The sequence below is a fragment of the Ruegeria arenilitoris genome (genome assembly GCF_013032855.1).
GTDB classification, from domain to species: domain Bacteria; phylum Pseudomonadota; class Alphaproteobacteria; order Rhodobacterales; family Rhodobacteraceae; genus Ruegeria; species Ruegeria arenilitoris.
This window is the reverse complement of sequence record NZ_WQDA01000003.1, coordinates 279,877-295,409: the sequence shown is the minus strand read 5'-3', so window position 1 is coordinate 295,409 and position 15,533 is coordinate 279,877. Positions and strand designations below refer to the sequence as shown.

Here is a 15,533-nt window from a genome sequence, read left to right as displayed (position 1 = left end):
AGGGACGATCATGACACCTGAACTGTCCCGTACTCTGAATGCCCTAGGAATGCTGGCCGTCAGCCTTGTTCTGTTGCTTGCCTATGTCTACCAGCTCAAGCTGTACGAACTGCCCTGCCCGCTCTGCCTGTTGCAGCGAGTTGGCTTCGTTGCGGTTGGTGTTGGTCTGGGCCTGAACCTGCTTTATGGCCCGCGGCCCCAACACTATGCGATCATGCTGATTGCGGCCCTCTACGGCGGCAGCGTGTCGGTGCGGCAGATCCTTCTGCACATCGTGCCGGGAACCGGGCACTATGGCTCTCCGGTGTTGGGCCTGCACTACTATACCTGGGCGGCCATCTGCTTTTTCCTGATCCTGTTGGGCACCGCCGTCATGCTGATGTTCGAGAAGCAGTATGTTTCGGACACGCGCGTGGAACCACGCTTTGGCGGCAGAACATTGGCAAAGGTCGCGTTCTTCATCATGCTGGGTCTTGCGGTGCTGAACGCCGGTTCGACGCTGTTGGAATGCGGTCCGGGCATCTGCGCCGACCCGCCGACCAGCTACAAATTGATTGACGAACTGGACACCAACAACTGAGGATGGGGCAACCGTCCAGACAGGAGGCGCGACGATGGGACTACTGGGGCAGCCGCTGGGCTATTATGACTACCTGACATTCGTCGCGCTGATCCTGCTGCTGGCGGCGGTCATGGCCTTGTTTCTGTTCATCATGGGCCTGCCGGGCCGCATCGCAATCAAACGGAACCACCCCCATGCCGAAGCCGTCAAACTGATGGGATGGATGGGGTTTCTGGCGATCATCCCCTGGGTGCACGCCTTTATCTGGGCTTATCATGATGGCATGACCGTGGACATCCGCCGCTTGCCCGAGGGCGAGCGCGAAGCGATCCGCAAGGAGATCGAGCGCCTTGGCGGGCAGGTCAAGGACGAGTACCGGGCCCCTGCTGCAGACGACCCACAGAAAACCTGACGCCGAAGGAAATCCACCACTATGTTCGTCGCCCTCGGCATCACGCTTTTCTACATCATTTTTGTCTGGTTCATTTTCTTCAAAGCACAATGGCTCAAGTTCAACATTGTCTGGGGGATCGTGTCGTTCTGGGTCGGCGCCCATCTGCTGCTGATCTTCCTGGTCGCGCTGCGGTTCTTCCAACCCTTCTCGATCGACAGCCACGTGGTGCGGTCCACCATCCAGATCGTCCCGAAACTGACCCAACCGACCATCCTGACCGAGGTCTTGGTCGAACCCAACACGCCCATCACCAAGGGTGATCCGCTGTACCGGTTTGATGACACGGTGTTCAAGCTGGCCGTCGAGAACGCGCAGGCCCAACTGGTGGCTGCGGAGCAGAACGCCAAAATCCTTGAACAGGACGTGATCGCCTCGACCGAGGCGGTGGAGCGCGCCAATGCCCAGCTGGCTTATGCGATGACGCAGAAGGCGCGCTATGAAAACCTGGTGCCTGCCGGGGGTGCGCGTCAGGACGAGCTGGATCGCTGGAACGAACAAGTGACCGAAGATCAGGCTGCGGTCAAACAGGCTGAGGCCAATCTAAGAAAGGCGCAACTTGCGCAGGAATCACAGATCGACGGAGTGAACACCGGTATCCTTCAGGCCAAGGCGCAGCTGGCCGAAGCACAGTATTTCCTCGACAATACAACGATCTACGCTCCTGAGAACGGTATGATCGTCTCGCAACAGGCCCGTCCCGGCCTTGTGGTCGGTGATATCCGACTTGGGGCCATCGCCAGCTTCGTGACTGAGGATTCGCCCTATATCCTGGCCACATACCGCCAGCAGAACCTGAAATTCGTCGAACCCGGTCAGCCCGTCGAAGTCGCGCTGGATCTTTATCCGGGTGAAATTCTGACCGGCAAGGTCGAGGCCATCTGGTGGGCCACACGGCAAGGGCAATACCTGCCCTCCGGCCGCCTGCCGGGGTTCGAGATTCCCAAAATTCCCGGGCGCATCGCGGTGCAGATTTCGGTCGACGTCCCCGAAGGGCATACTTTCCCCGCTGGCGGGCACGCGGCCGTGGCCATCTATACCGGGCAAGGGAAAAGCTTTGAGTTTCTGCGGCGCATCAACATTCGCCTCTATTCCTTCGCCAACTTCATCCGACCGCTGGATATCTGAGCATGACACACATGAACCCGGACCATCCGCGCAGGCCACGAAACCGCCGCTGCATGTTGATCGGCACCGCGCTGAGCGCCGCGCTGCTGTTTGCCTGCACCCCGGTCGGGCCGGATTTCGTGCGCCCCAACTCGCCGGTCGTGAAACAGTGGATGGAGGCCAACAGCCCCAGCGCCAGCCAGGCCAGCGGTCTGACATCACGCAGCGCCCCCGTGGTCAAATGGTGGCAGAGCTTCAATGATCCGACCCTGAACAAGCTGGTGGCCGAGGCCTATGCCCAGAACCTGACGCTTCAGGTCGCAGGCGCGCGCGTGTTGCAGGCCCGCGCGCAACTGGGCATCGCATTCGGCGAGCTCTATCCGCAATCGCAGGCCGTGGGCGGCGCGTTGGAGCGGCGCCGGATCAGCGACAATCTCGGTCCCATTGCCGATATCAACCGGATCATTCCGCTGGATACGGAGTTTTCGACGTCGCAGGTGGGATTTGACGCCCAGTGGGAACTGGACGTCTGGGGCGCGCAGCGACGCGGCGTGCAGGCGGCGCGGTCGAACCTGGCACTGCAGGTCGCCAACTATGACGACGCGCTGGTAACGCTGACGGGCGATGTGGCCGCGCTGTACATCAACATCCGCGCCCTGCAGGAATCGCTGGCCGTCGCGCGCGAGAACATCAAGCTGCAGCAAGAAGCCAACGATCTAACCCAGTTGCGGTTCAACAATGGTGTGACGACGGAATTGGACGTGCAGGAATCCACCGCCCTGCTGAACAACACCAAGGCGCTGGTGCCGACACTGGAAAGCGATCTGCAGCAGGCCAAGAACGCGCTGGCGGTACTGTTGGGCACGACACCGTCACGCATGACCGGCCTTCTGGGAACGTCCGGGCGGATTCCGTCAGCAAGATCGAACGTCGCCGTCGGCGTTCCGGCCGAACTGCTGCGCCGCCGCCCCGACGTTCGCGCGGCCGAACTGGCCGCAGCCACGCAATCGGCGCAAGTGGGCATTGCCATGGCGGACCTGTATCCGCAGTTCATCCTGTCGGGCTCGATCGGCCTGCAGGCGTCGGGCGGACGCGACCTGTTCAGCTCGAACAGCACCACGGGTCTGGCCAGCGCCGGCGTGGTCTGGAACGTGCTGAACTATGGGCGGATCAAGAACAACGTGCGCGCACAGGACGCCGCCTATCAGGCGCTGATCGCCAACTATCAGAACACCGTGCTGACCGCCTATTCCGAGGTCGAAAGCGCCATGGTCGCCTATGCCCAGGCGCGCAAGCAGGTGACGTTCTACCAACGCAGCGTCGACGCAGCGCGCAAGGCCGCCGACATCGCAGTCAGCCAGTATCGCGACGGCATCGCCGACTATTCCCGCGTCCTGAACACGCAGACCGCGCTTCTGCGCTCGCAAGCCAACCTGATCGAGGCGCGCCAGCAGGTTTCGTCGAATCTGGTCGCGGTCTACAAAGGTCTGGGCGGGGGCTGGCAGATCCGTCAGAACCAGGAGTTCCTGCCGGAAACCGTACTGGCCGAGATGTCCTATCGCACCGATTGGGGGGACCTGCTGCAGCAGGACCCAACACGAGCAAGCCTGAACTAAGCGCTATTTCGTCAGGCCCTTCAGGCCGCCAGAGATCAGGATGTTCACCTCGTACAGGATGCGCGGCGCGGCCAGACCGCCTGGGCTGGCCAGATAGTTGGGGCTCCACTCCGGGTCGAACTTCTGCTTGAAGGCGCGCAGCCCCTCGAAGTGATAGAATTGCTCGCCGTGCTCGTAGACGAAACCGCCGATCCGGTTCCAGAGCGAGGCGAGTTGCCGGTTCTCGATCCCGGAAAACGGCGCGGCCCCCAATGAGAACCAATGAAACCCTTGGCCGGCGCCCCAGTTCATCATCTCGGCGAACAGAGCGTCCATGACAAAGCTGGGGCAGTCGGGCTCGTACCGCATCAGATCCAGCGACAATTCCGACTTGTTGCCGCCCTGAAACAGGTTGGCAAAAGCCACGATCTTGCCAGTTTCGCCGTTCTTCAGAACCGCATGATCGAAATAGGACAAATACTGCTCGTCGAACCCGCCCAGGGCAAAACCCTTTTCCGCGCCCGCCTTGCCTTCCAGCCAGTGATCTGAGATCTGGCGCAGCTCGGGCAGGACTGGTGCTAGCTGTTCTTTGGGAATGATCTCGAAGACATATCCTTCACGCTCGGCCCGGTTCCGGGCCTGACGGAACCGCTTGCGGGATTTGCCGTCCAGCGTGAAGTCCTTCAGCGGAACGCGGGCGACTTCACCGATCTTGAGGATCGACAGCCCGAGGTCAAGAAACGTAGGCAGATACTTGGTGGACACGCTGTAAAATGCGCAGAGCTTGCCTTCGGCATCGGCCATTTCGCGCAACTGCCAGATCAGTTGCTGGCCGGCGGCCTCATCGCCGACAGGCTCGCCCTTGCTGATCAACGCGTTGCCGGAATCGGCATAGGCCAGAAAGGCGCTTTCATCCGGCGCGACCAGGAACTGCTTGTCGCCGGTCAGGCTGATCTGCGCCTCGGTGTCTTCGCTGGCCAGCGCCAGACGTTCGACCGCCGCAGGGATCTCGGTGCGCTGACGTGCGGGGATCGTGCGTCCGAACAACGAGTTCACGGCCACCACCCCGACGATGACCGCCACCACCATGCTGGAGCGTAGGAACCGCGAGGCATCGCCATTCCATGCAAACTCCCACCACAACGCATTTTCGTATTCGACATGGGAATAGGCAAACAACCCGATCCAGAAGATCACCGCCAGCAACGCGATCAGGCTGACCAGCCAGGGAATGTTCAGTCGGAAGATGGATGCGCCGCTGACCCGGTAGAAAGCCCCCCGAAACAGGGCCAACAAACCGATGGCTGCAAGCATTCCGATGGCCTCATGCGTATCCAGCCCCTTGGCCAGCGACGCGAAGAACCCGGCCAGCATCAGGATCATGGCAACGATCCATGCCCGGTAGAGCTTGCGGTACAGCCCCCGCGCCACAAGCAGCAGCAGAACGCCAATGGCGCTTCCGGCCAGATGCGATGCCTCGACGAAGGACAAGGGCAGAAACTCGCGCAGGATCCCCAGCTTCGTCGAGCTGGCAGGCAAGGTGCCGGACACCAGAAGAACCACACCGGCCATTGCCGCGATACCGGCAGCCACCATCGGCACGATTGGCCGGACGGCCCGATAGAACCAAGTAGCCGCACCGCTGATGTGATGCCGGTGTGCCAGCGCCGAAGCGACGGCGATCGACAGGCTTGCGATGGCAAATGGCAAAAACGTGTAGACAACCCGGTAAAGCAGCAACGCAGCAATCACGTCCGACCGGCCCGAGGCCCCCAGCCCGGCGATCAAAGTGGCCTCGAACACACCGATTCCGCCCGGCGCGTGGCTGAGAATTCCAACTGCGATTGCGCAAATATAGATGGTGAAGAAATAGGGATAGCCGACGCCCAGATCGTCGGGCATCAGAACATAAAGAGCCATCGACGCGCCGAACAGATCCCCGATCGCTGCCAGCGTCAAAAGGCTGGCCAACTTGCCTCCGGGCAGATCAAATCCCACTCCGCCAAAGGCCAGCCGACGCCCGCCCTTGGCCAGCCACACAAACAGCACCAGCAGACCGACCAGCAGGGCAACCCCGATGACCGTTTCAAGCGTTCCGCTGATCGGCAGCGCCTGGGCGATCCCGTCTGGATGAAGCGTCATCATTCCGCCGAGGATCAGGATGAGGCCCATCCAGAAGGCCACCCATGATGTGGCGATCACGCCCGCGACTCGTCCCAGATCCAACCCCAGCGACGCATAGATCCGATAGCGGATCGCCGTGCCCGTGATGTACGAAAACCCTAGGCAATTCGACACCGCATAGCCGCTGGCCCCGGCCATGGCCGCGATGCGAAGGGGGACCGTTCCCCCCGCCACGCTCTGCACGGCGAAGACGTCATAGAAGGACAGAGACAGAAAACTGAAGGCCGTCCAGAATACGGCAAGGAACATCACCCGCCAGGATGTTCCGGCAATGTCAGATTGAACGTCCGACCATTTCACATGGCTCGACAGGTCGTGCAGCACCGTCAACGCGATCAGCGTAATCACCACAGGTATTGCCAGCCTGACGATCGGCTGCTCCAACAGACCGGTCACCCGGGCAATCAGGATTTCCGCCCGCGAGTTTTCGCCTGGGTCTGCTGTGCTCATATTGAATTCCCTGCCCATGGGCTTGATCAAGCCTGCGGGAAAACTCTTGCACAAATCGTTTGGTATTCAAAGCTATGCCGCGCCGGTGAATGGCGGGCGGTTTAAAAGCGGCCTTTTCGAGTGGACAGAAGCAGATTGGTCTCGGACCGGGTGACGCCTTCGATGCGGCGGATCTGGAACAGAACCTCGTCCAGTTCGGCCAGCGTTTCGGTCCCGATCTCGGCGATCAGGTCCCATCCGCCGTTGGTGGAATGCACCGCCCGCACCTGCCGCATGGCTGCGATCCGGGCCATGATGCGCTCGGTCCCGCGCCCTTCGATTTCCAGCATCATCAACCCGCGCACCGGGCTTTGCGCGACGTCCCGACGGGTCAGGACAGTAAAGCCCACAATCTCACCCGATTGCTTGAGCCGCTGCAGCCGGCTGCGCACGGTCGTCCGCGTTACACCCAGCACTTCTGCAAGCTCTGACAGAGACGCGCGAGCGTCTCTGTGAAGGGCGCTGAGCAAGCGGCTGTCCAGATCGTCCATTTCGTGTTTCCAATTTGGATTTTCAGATTTCATTTTGAGCATTTTGCCTCCTTCACGCAACCCGCATTGCACCGCTAAATGAACGTATGGATACCAAATCAGTCATTCTCGTTGGTGCCGGCATGGACGTCGGCAAGCGGCGCCAGGGTTGCCGGATGGGACCCGACGCGTACCGGGTGGCCGGAATTGCCGAGGCTCTATCCGACCTCGGGCACACGGTCACAGACTTTGGCGACACCCGCCCGGACACTGTCGACATGCCGCAACATGATCACCTCTTTGCCCTACCCGAATGCGTAGGGTGGACGCGGGCTTTGAAACGGGTCGCGCAACAGGCGGCCCAACAAGGTCTGCCGATCTTTATGGGGGGCGATCATGCCCTGTCGATGGGCACGGTCTCTGGCATGGCCGCCCATGCGCAGCAGATCGGGCGCCCGCTGTTCGTGCTTTGGCTGGACGCGCACAGCGATTTCCACACACCCAACAGCACCGGCAGCGGCAACCTGCATGGCACGCCGGTCGCCTATTTCACCGGCCAGCCCGGGTTCGACGCCTTCCCCGCGCTGGCGGCCCCCGTTCCGACCGACCGCGTCGGCATGATCGGCCTACGCTCGGTCGATCCGGCCGAGCGCGCCGCGCTGGAGAAAGACCGCGCCATGCTGGCCGACATGCGCAGCATCGACGAACACGGCATCAAAGCTCCGCTGATGGCCTTTCTGGACCGCGTCCGCGCCGCGAACGGCATTCTGCATGTCTCGCTGGACGTGGATTTCCTGGACCCCGCCATCGCCCCGGCCGTCGGCACCACCGTTCCCGGCGGCGCCACCGAACGCGAGGCGCATCTGGCCATGGAACTGCTGCACGAAAGCGGATTGGTCTGCTCGCTGGACCTGGTCGAGTTGAACCCCTTTCTGGATGAACGCGGCCGCACCGCGAAACTGATGGTCGACCTGGCCGCCTCGTTGCTTGGGCGCCGCATCTTCGACCGTATTACCCGGAGCTTCTGATGCATTCCCTTCAAGCCCCATCGGCGGTGGTCATGATCCGGCCACATGCCTTTGCCTCGAACCCCGAAACCCGCGACGACAACGCGTTCCAGACGCTGGCCAACCGCTCGGCCGAGGCGACCTCGGCCGCCGCCCGCGACGAGCATGACCACGCGGTCGAGCAGTTGCGCCACACCGGCGTGACCGTACATGTGTTCGACGATTTCGGTGACAACGACACGCCCGACAGCGTGTTTCCGAACAACTGGTTCTCGACCCATCCGGGCGGGCACGTTGCGATCTATCCGATGTTCGTCCCCTCGCGCCGGCGCGAACGGCGGATGGATGTGATCGAGATGCTGAAACGCGACTATCGCGTACAGGACGTTATCGACTATTCCGGGCTCGAGCAGGACAACCTCGCGCTGGAGGGCACCGGTGCGATGGTGCTCGATCACGTCGGGCGCATTGCCTATACCGTCAAATCCAACCGCGCCGACCCGGTGCTGCTGGAACGGTTCTGCACCCATTTCAACTACGAGCCCATCGCCTTCGAGGCCCGCGACGCGCAAGGCCGCGATGTCTATCACACCAATGTTCTGATGGGGATCGGCACGCATTACGCCCTGATCTGTCTGGATATGATCACCGACCCCGAGCGGCGCGCGACCGTTCGGGCGCGGCTCGAGGAATCCGGCCGCACGGTGATCGACCTGACCCACGACCAGATCGCCGAATTTGCCGGTAACGCCATCGAACTGACAGGCCGCGACGGGCTGGTTCTGGCGCTGTCCAGCCGGGCATTGGCCGCGCTGCGCCCGGATCAGATCGACATCATCCAGGACAGCGCGACGCCCCTGCCGCTTTCCGTTCCCACCATCGAAACCGCCGGCGGGTCGGTGCGCTGCATGATCGCAGGCATCCACCTGTCACGCCGCTAGGAGAGACCCCATGCAACCTTCCGACAAGGCGCTTGTTCCCTTCGTATCCGTCGACAACATGATGCGGCTGATCCACCACATCGGTGTCGAAAGAATGATCACCGAGATCGCCGCTCAGATCGAGGACGATTTCAAACGGTGGGAGAGCTTTGACAAGACCCCGCGCATCCCGGCCCATTCGCCGCATGGCGTGATCGAACTGATGCCGACCTCGGACGGCGAGGCCTATGGGTTCAAATATGTGAACGGCCACCCCAAGAACACGTCCGAAGGCTTGCAGACCGTCACCGCGTTTGGCCTGCTTGCGGACGTGTACACCGGGTATCCCACCCTGTTGACCGAGATGACGATGCTGACGGCGCTGCGCACCGCGGCCACGTCGGCGCTTGTCGGCAAGTACCTGGCCCCCAAAAACGCCTCGACGATGGCGATGATCGGCAATGGCGCACAGTCCGAGTTCCAGTGCCTGGCCTTCAAGGCGATGTGCGGGATTGAAACCGTTCGCCTTTATGACATCGATCCCGCCGCCACCGCGAAATGCGCGGCCAATCTGCAAGGGACCGGGTTGAAGGTGGTTTCGTGTCGCTCGGCCGAAGAGGCGATCGAGGGCGCGCAGATCATCACCACCTGCACCGCCGACAAGAAATATGCCACCATCCTGACCGACAACATGGTCGGCCCGGGCGTGCACATCAATGCGATCGGAGGCGACTGCCCCGGAAAGACCGAATTGCATGGCGACATTCTTCTGCGGTCCGACATCTTCGTGGAATACCCCGAGCAGACCCGGATCGAAGGTGAAATTCAAGCGCTGGACCCTGACCACCCGGTCACCGAGATGTGGCAGGTCATCACCGGCCAGGCGGAAGGTCGCCGTGACGACCGGCAGATCACTCTGTTCGACAGCGTTGGTTTCGCGATCGAGGACTTCTCGGCCCTGCGCTACGTCAAGCGCGCGATCGAGGGAACCGAGTTTTTCGAGCCCCTGGACATGCTGGCGGATCCGGACGATCCGCGCGACCTGTTTGGCATGCTCATGCGGGCCAGGTGAGCCGTTTCGCCCGATTTAGACGTTAGGCCGGATGGGGGCGCTGCCCCCGTTCAGTCTTTGCGACACTGAGGTATTGGGTCTACTGCGGCACCGAGACTTCGTGCCGCCCGAATTTTCTATGCGCGCGGCAGAGCCATGCATCACAGTCCGTGCCTGGATTGCCCGAAACCTCAGCCGGCAAGCGATGGCAGATACAGAACGATCGCCGGAAACGCGACCAGCAGCGCAATCGTCACCGCATCAGCGACGAAGAACGGAGCCACGCCCTTGAACACATCCTGAACGCTCAGGTCCGGGCGTACGCCTGCCACCACGAAGCAGTTCAGGCCGATTGGCGGCGTGATCAGACAGAACTCGGCCATCTTGACCACCAGAATACCAAACCAGATCGCACACATGGGTCCGGACATGCCAAATGTGCTCTCGGCCGCGCTTACCGCCTCGCCCCCGTTCAGGGCCATGACGGCAGGATAGACCACCGGCAGAGTCAGCAGTAGCATCCCGATTGCATCCATGAACATGCCAAGCACGGCATAAGCCAACAGGATACAGATCAGGATCAGCATGGGTGACATATGGAGGGAAGTGATCCAATCCGAAAACGCCCCAGGCAGGTCGGCAAATCCCAGAAAGCGCACGTAGATCAAGACACCCCAGATGATCGAGAAGATCATCGCCGTCAGCTTGGCGGTTTCCAACAACGCCGACTTCAGCTCGGTCCAGCGCATGCCGTGAAACAGAGCAAAGCAGAACACGATGAATGCACCGATTGCGCCGCCCTCGGTCGGCGTTCCCCACGCCTTGTCACCAAATGGGTTGTAGACAAAACAGATGATGATCAGGATTACCGCGAAGATCGGCAGCGCACCGGGCAACGCGGCAAAGCGCTGTTTCCAGGTAAAGCCCCGCACCGGCGGACCCACGTTTTTGAAGAAAACCGCGATACCGATGATCAGCAGTCCGTAGATCACCGCCGAAAACGCACCGGGGATGAACCCGGCGAGCAGCAGTTTGCCCACGTCCTGCTCGACGATGATCGCATAGATCACGAGGATTGCGGAAGGTGGGATCAGCGACGCCAAAGTACCGCCTGCGGCCACGACGCCTGCGGCAAACCTTTTGTTGTAGCCGACGTCCAACATCTCGGGGATTGCAATGCGGGCAAAGACGGCCGACGTAGCCACCGACGCGCCTGACACGGCTGCAAAGCCGGCGGTCGCGAAAACCGTGGACACCGCCAAACCACCCGGCACCCAGGCGACCCAGCGCTTGGCCGCTTCGAACAAAGCCCGGGTCAAACCCGCGTAATAGGCCAGGTATCCGATCAGGATGAAAGTTGGGATCAGGCTGAGCGTGTGCGAGGCCACTTTGGAATGCGGCACCTGCCCCGCCGTCTTGACGGCAACGGTCAAAGCCTTGCCAAACCGATCCGGGTCGTATCCGAATTTGGCCCAGAATATCCAGACCAGCCCCACCAGCCCTGCAAGGCCTGCGGCAAACGCAACGCGCATGCCCGCGACGACAAGAACCAGCAGGCCGCCCGTGACCCACAGGCCGATTTCAATCGTGTCCATTTGTCAGTCCTGCCTCTCAAACTGCTCGGCTTCGGCCGCGGCCTGCGCGGCGGCGTCCTGGATCAGTGGCACCGCAACCGGAGTTTCCAGCCCCAACAGGAACGCCCGACCATACCCCCAGATCTGGAGACACAACCGCAGACACAAGACGGAGAAGGCAACTGGCGCCAACAGCTTGGCGGGCCAGATCGGAATACCGATGTCGATCGAGCTGTCGCGGCTCCACATCGGTGCGCCGAAATCAAACGATCGATCGAAATGGGACCAGCTGCCCCAGACCAAAGCCAACATCAGGACCAGGATCAGCACGACCGAAATCAGCTCGAACAACCACATTGCGCGCCCGTGCAGCCGTGCGATCACGATGTCCATGCGGATGTGCCCGCCGTCTCGCTGCACATAGGAAATGCCCAGAAACGCGATTAGAGGCATGGCCTGCTCGATCCAGTCGACATAGCCCGGCAATGGCGCGTTGATCGCGTTGCGTCCGCTGACGGACACAACAGCCAACACCATCAATCCGAAAACGGCGATGCCACTGAGAAGGGCCAGAAATCGTTCAAGTCGCAGCAATTGCCGATCGAGACGGCTCAGGAGGCTGCCGTCCTCCAATACCGTGGCGTGTCCTGCCATCCGGTTGTCCCCTGTTCCAGATGATCCCGGGGGCGTTTCAGCCCCCGGCTGTTTTTTATCAGTTGCCGCCGCGCTGCTGCTTCAGCGTTGCCTGCACCAGGTCGTAAAGATCCTGCGCCGGCAGGCCTTGGGCGGACATGTCAGCAATCCACTGGTCGCGGATCGGGTCGGCCGCCTTGGCACGGAACTCGTCCAGAACGAAGTCATCGATCATCACTTTCTGAACGCCCTTTTCTTCGAGCACGCCATCCCACTTTTTCAGTAGCTCACCGTAGTTGGTCAGGTAGTGGTCAATCGCCTCGTCGATCGAGCTGTCCAGCGCCTCACGGTGCTCGGGCGGCAGTGCTTCATAGGCGTCGATGTTCACGACCACCGGGCAGTTCACCGTGCCGGGGTTCAGGTTCGCGGTCCACCAGTCGGCCTCATTGATGGTGCCGAACGACAGGTGTGCGTGCTGAGCAAATGCGACGGTGTCCACAACACCGGACTGCATCGCATTGTAGGCTTCGGTCGCCGGAACCGATGTCGGAACGGCACCAACGGCCTCGAACGCCTGACCAAGGCCCCCGGTCGCACGAACGCGCATACCTTCGAACTCGGCCAGTTTGTCACGCGGCTCGCCTGTCCCGACCAGATTGTACTGCGGCATCGGCGAGGTCATGAGGATACGAGCGTTCCATTGAGCCATCTCTTCCTTGACCGCAGGGTGATCGTAGACCGCGTGGCTGACGGCCACTTCCTCATCCAGTGTGTTCACACCCAGGAACGGCAGTTCCAGGACGGTGATCGCGCGGTTCTTGTCGCGATGGTAGCCAGCGCAGAACTGGGCCATCTCGAAGGCGCCGATTTCGATGCCGTCCAGGTTTTCCTTGGGCTTGGAAAGGCCGCCATAGCTGACGTTGATGGTGAACGCGCCATCGGTTTTCTCGCTGACCAGTTCGGCCAGTTTCTCAACATGTTCGGTGAAGGCGCGGCGCTTGCCCCAGACCGAGGCATTCCACTCGGTCGCAGCCGCCTCGGTGACAAAAGCAACGCCAAGGGCGGCGATGGCCGCTCCGCTCAACATCTTCTTCATAATGATCTCTCCCATTGGTGCACCCCCTCCCGGAGCGCTTGCGAGTCAAGCTAGCGCCAACATCGACACGTGCCAAGCCCCGCCGCCCGGATGGTGCACCCGTGAAAGCGCTGATTTCTGCACGGCTCAGAAAGCTCCGCCGACACGGTCGACCCACAGGAGAAAAGGTGTCGCTCTGGACCGTTAACAACTCCAAAATCTGTAAATAATTGTTTTTCATCATGTTATCGCAAACTCAACTCGGTCGAATTTACAAAATACCCCGAGAAACGGAAAGTTGTTTACAAACAAATCCAAGGATTACGGCAATTTATTTCTTTCTTTTCTCGAAGGCGTATTATCCCGACCGGGGAGGAAACGGATCGACAATGCCAATCAATTGGGCAAACTCGGTCCACCCGAAGTCCAGTCAGAGGGAGGAGCCTCAGAATGACCACCGCTGCCCAGGCAGAAGCCAAGGTATTTCCGCCATCCGCAGAAACCGTTGCTCGCGCTCATGTCGATGCCGAAAAATACACCCAGATGTACAAGGCATCTGTCAACGACCCCGTGAAATTCTGGGGTGAGCATGGCAAGCGGATCGACTGGATCAAGCCCTACACCCAGGTCAAGGACGTCAACTACGATTTCGGCTCGGTCAAGATCAACTGGTATGCCGACGGCACGCTGAACGTCTCGGCCAACTGCCTGGACCGTCACCTGAAGACCCGCGGCGATCAGACCGCGATCATCTGGGAACCGGATGATCCGAACGACGAAGCCCAGCACATCACCTATGCCGAGCTGCACCGCCGCACCTGCCGCATGGCGAACATTCTGGAATCGATGGGCGTGCGCAAAGGCGACCGGGTCGTCATCTATCTGCCGATGATCCCCGAGGCAGCCTATGCCATGCTCGCCTGCGCCCGCATTGGCGCGATCCACTCGATCGTGTTTGCCGGCTTCTCGCCCGACGCGTTGGCCGCTCGGGTCAACGGTTGCGACGCCAAGGTCATCATCACCGCCGACGAAGCCCCGCGCGGTGGCCGCAAGACTCCGCTGAAATCGAACGCCGACGCCGCCCTGCTGCATTGCAAGGACTCGGTAAAGTGTCTGGTGGTCAAGCGTACTGGTGGCCAGACGACCTGGATCGACGGGCGCGACTACGACTACAACGAAATGGCGCTGGAGGCCGACGATTATTGTGCGCCGGCCGAGATGAACGCCGAAGATCCGCTGTTCATCCTTTACACCTCGGGCTCGACCGGACAGCCGAAAGGCGTGGTGCACACCACCGGCGGCTACCTGGTTTATGCCGCGATGACCCACGAAATCACCTTCGACTATCATGACGGCGACATCTACTGGTGTACAGCGGACGTGGGCTGGGTCACCGGCCACAGCTATATCGTCTATGGCCCGCTGGCCAATGGCGCGACCACACTGATGTTCGAAGGCGTGCCGACCTATCCCGACGCCTCGCGGTTCTGGCAGGTTTGCGAGAAGCACAAGGTCAACCAGTTCTACACCGCCCCCACCGCGATCCGCGCGCTCATGGGTCAGGGCAACGAGTTCGTAGAAAAATGCGACCTGAGTTCCCTGAAAACGCTCGGCACGGTGGGCGAACCCATCAACCCCGAGGCCTGGAACTGGTACAATGAGGTGGTCGGCAAGGGGAAATGCCCGATCGTCGACACCTGGTGGCAGACCGAGACCGGCGGCCACATGATGACCCCCCTGCCCGGCGCGCATGCGACCAAGCCCGGTTCGGCGATGAAACCCTTCTTTGGCGTTCAACCCGTCGTGCTGGATCCGCAGTCGGGCGTCGAGATCACCGGCAACGGGGTCGAAGGCGTGCTGTGCATCAAGGACAGCTGGCCGGGCCAGATGCGCACCGTATGGGGCGACCATGAGCGGTTCGAGAAGACCTATTTCTCAGACTACAAGGGGTATTACTTCACCGGTGACGGCTGCCGCCGCGACGAAGATGGCGATTACTGGATCACCGGCCGCGTCGATGACGTCATCAACGTGTCTGGCCACCGCATGGGTACCGCCGAAGTCGAAAGCGCACTGGTGGCTCACGCCGCCGTCGCCGAAGCGGCCGTCGTTGGTTATCCCCATGAAATCAAGGGCCAAGGCATCTATTGCTACGTCACCCTGATGAATGACCGAGAGCCCTCGGATGAATTGCTGAAAGAGCTGCGCACATGGGTCCGGACAGAAATCGGACCGATCGCCAGCCCTGACGTGATCCAATGGGCTCCGGGCCTGCCCAAGACCCGTTCGGGCAAGATCATGCGCCGCATTCTGCGCAAGATCGCCGAGAACGACTTCGGCTCGCTGGGCGATACCTCGACCCTGGCCGACCCGTCCGTCGTCGAAGATCTGATCGCCAACCGGGCCAACAAGTGA

13 protein-coding genes are annotated in these 15,533 nt (G+C 61.2%); 8 read left to right on the top strand and 5 right to left on the bottom strand.

The features are described 5' to 3' along the window. Positions 1–10: 10 nt before the first annotated feature. Genes GOW72_RS11625 through GOW72_RS11610 form a run of 4 tightly spaced genes read left to right on the top strand, consistent with a single transcriptional unit; the run spans position 11 to position 3,736 of the window. Entirely contained in the window at positions 11–580 is a 570-nt protein-coding gene (locus tag GOW72_RS11625; protein WP_170366963.1) for a disulfide bond formation protein B, read from the top strand. A 34-nt stretch (positions 581–614) separates the two neighbouring features. After that, entirely contained in the window at positions 615–974 is a 360-nt protein-coding gene (locus tag GOW72_RS11620; protein WP_093961840.1) for a DUF3302 domain-containing protein, read from the top strand. A 21-nt stretch (positions 975–995) separates the two neighbouring features. Further along, positions 996–2,141 carry an HlyD family secretion protein gene (locus GOW72_RS11615; protein WP_170366962.1) on the top strand — a complete coding sequence of 382 codons (1,146 nt, stop codon included), beginning with the start codon at positions 996–998 and terminating at the stop codon, positions 2,139–2,141. A 2-nt stretch (positions 2,142–2,143) separates the two neighbouring features. Continuing rightward, on the top strand, positions 2,144–3,736 hold the full coding sequence (locus GOW72_RS11610; RefSeq protein ID WP_170366961.1) for an efflux transporter outer membrane subunit: 1,593 nt from the start codon (positions 2,144–2,146) through the stop codon (positions 3,734–3,736). 3 nt (positions 3,737–3,739) lie between these two features. Here GOW72_RS11610 and mprF read toward each other — a convergent pair whose 3' ends face one another. Further along, on the bottom strand, positions 3,740–6,349 hold the full coding sequence (mprF, locus tag GOW72_RS11605; RefSeq protein WP_170366960.1) for a bifunctional lysylphosphatidylglycerol flippase/synthetase MprF: 2,610 nt from the start codon (positions 6,347–6,349) through the stop codon (positions 3,740–3,742). A gap of 101 nt (positions 6,350–6,450) precedes the next feature. Continuing rightward, positions 6,451–6,879: an Lrp/AsnC family transcriptional regulator gene (locus tag GOW72_RS11600; protein ID WP_093961837.1), complete on the bottom strand. Its 429-nt coding sequence runs from the start codon at positions 6,877–6,879 to the stop codon at positions 6,451–6,453. Positions 6,880–6,965: 86 nt separating this feature from the next. On the opposite strand from GOW72_RS11600, the gene rocF reads away from it, so the two are divergent. Genes rocF through GOW72_RS11585 form a run of 3 tightly spaced genes read left to right on the top strand, consistent with a single transcriptional unit; the run spans position 6,966 to position 9,857 of the window. Next, the gene (gene rocF, locus GOW72_RS11595; protein ID WP_170366959.1) at positions 6,966–7,886 is read left to right on the top strand and encodes an arginase; all 921 of its coding nucleotides are present in this window, start codon (positions 6,966–6,968) and stop codon (positions 7,884–7,886) included. Then, entirely contained in the window at positions 7,886–8,806 is a 921-nt protein-coding gene (ctlX, locus tag GOW72_RS11590; RefSeq protein WP_170366958.1) for a citrulline utilization hydrolase CtlX, read from the top strand. The genes rocF and ctlX overlap by 1 nt, the downstream gene beginning before the upstream one ends. Before the next feature lie 10 nt (positions 8,807–8,816). After that, positions 8,817–9,857: an ornithine cyclodeaminase gene (locus tag GOW72_RS11585; protein ID WP_170366957.1), complete on the top strand. Its 1,041-nt coding sequence runs from the start codon at positions 8,817–8,819 to the stop codon at positions 9,855–9,857. Positions 9,858–10,027: 170 nt separating this feature from the next. Here GOW72_RS11585 and GOW72_RS11580 read toward each other — a convergent pair whose 3' ends face one another. From GOW72_RS11580 to GOW72_RS11570, 3 genes are read right to left on the bottom strand one after another with little or no spacing between them, the layout of a single operon-like run. Beyond that, positions 10,028–11,431: a TRAP transporter large permease gene (locus GOW72_RS11580; RefSeq protein ID WP_170366956.1), complete on the bottom strand. Its 1,404-nt coding sequence runs from the start codon at positions 11,429–11,431 to the stop codon at positions 10,028–10,030. A 3-nt stretch (positions 11,432–11,434) separates the two neighbouring features. Continuing rightward, entirely contained in the window at positions 11,435–12,064 is a 630-nt protein-coding gene (locus GOW72_RS11575) for a TRAP transporter small permease subunit (RefSeq protein WP_170363648.1), read from the bottom strand. Between the two features lie 58 nt (positions 12,065–12,122). After that, positions 12,123–13,139, bottom strand: coding sequence for a C4-dicarboxylate TRAP transporter substrate-binding protein (locus tag GOW72_RS11570; protein WP_170367200.1), 1,017 nt, complete (start codon positions 13,137–13,139; stop codon positions 12,123–12,125). A gap of 429 nt (positions 13,140–13,568) precedes the next feature. Between GOW72_RS11570 and acs the strand changes: the two genes are divergently transcribed. Continuing rightward, positions 13,569–15,533, top strand: a complete 1,965-nt coding sequence (acs, locus tag GOW72_RS11565; protein ID WP_170366955.1) for an acetate--CoA ligase — start codon at positions 13,569–13,571, stop codon at positions 15,531–15,533.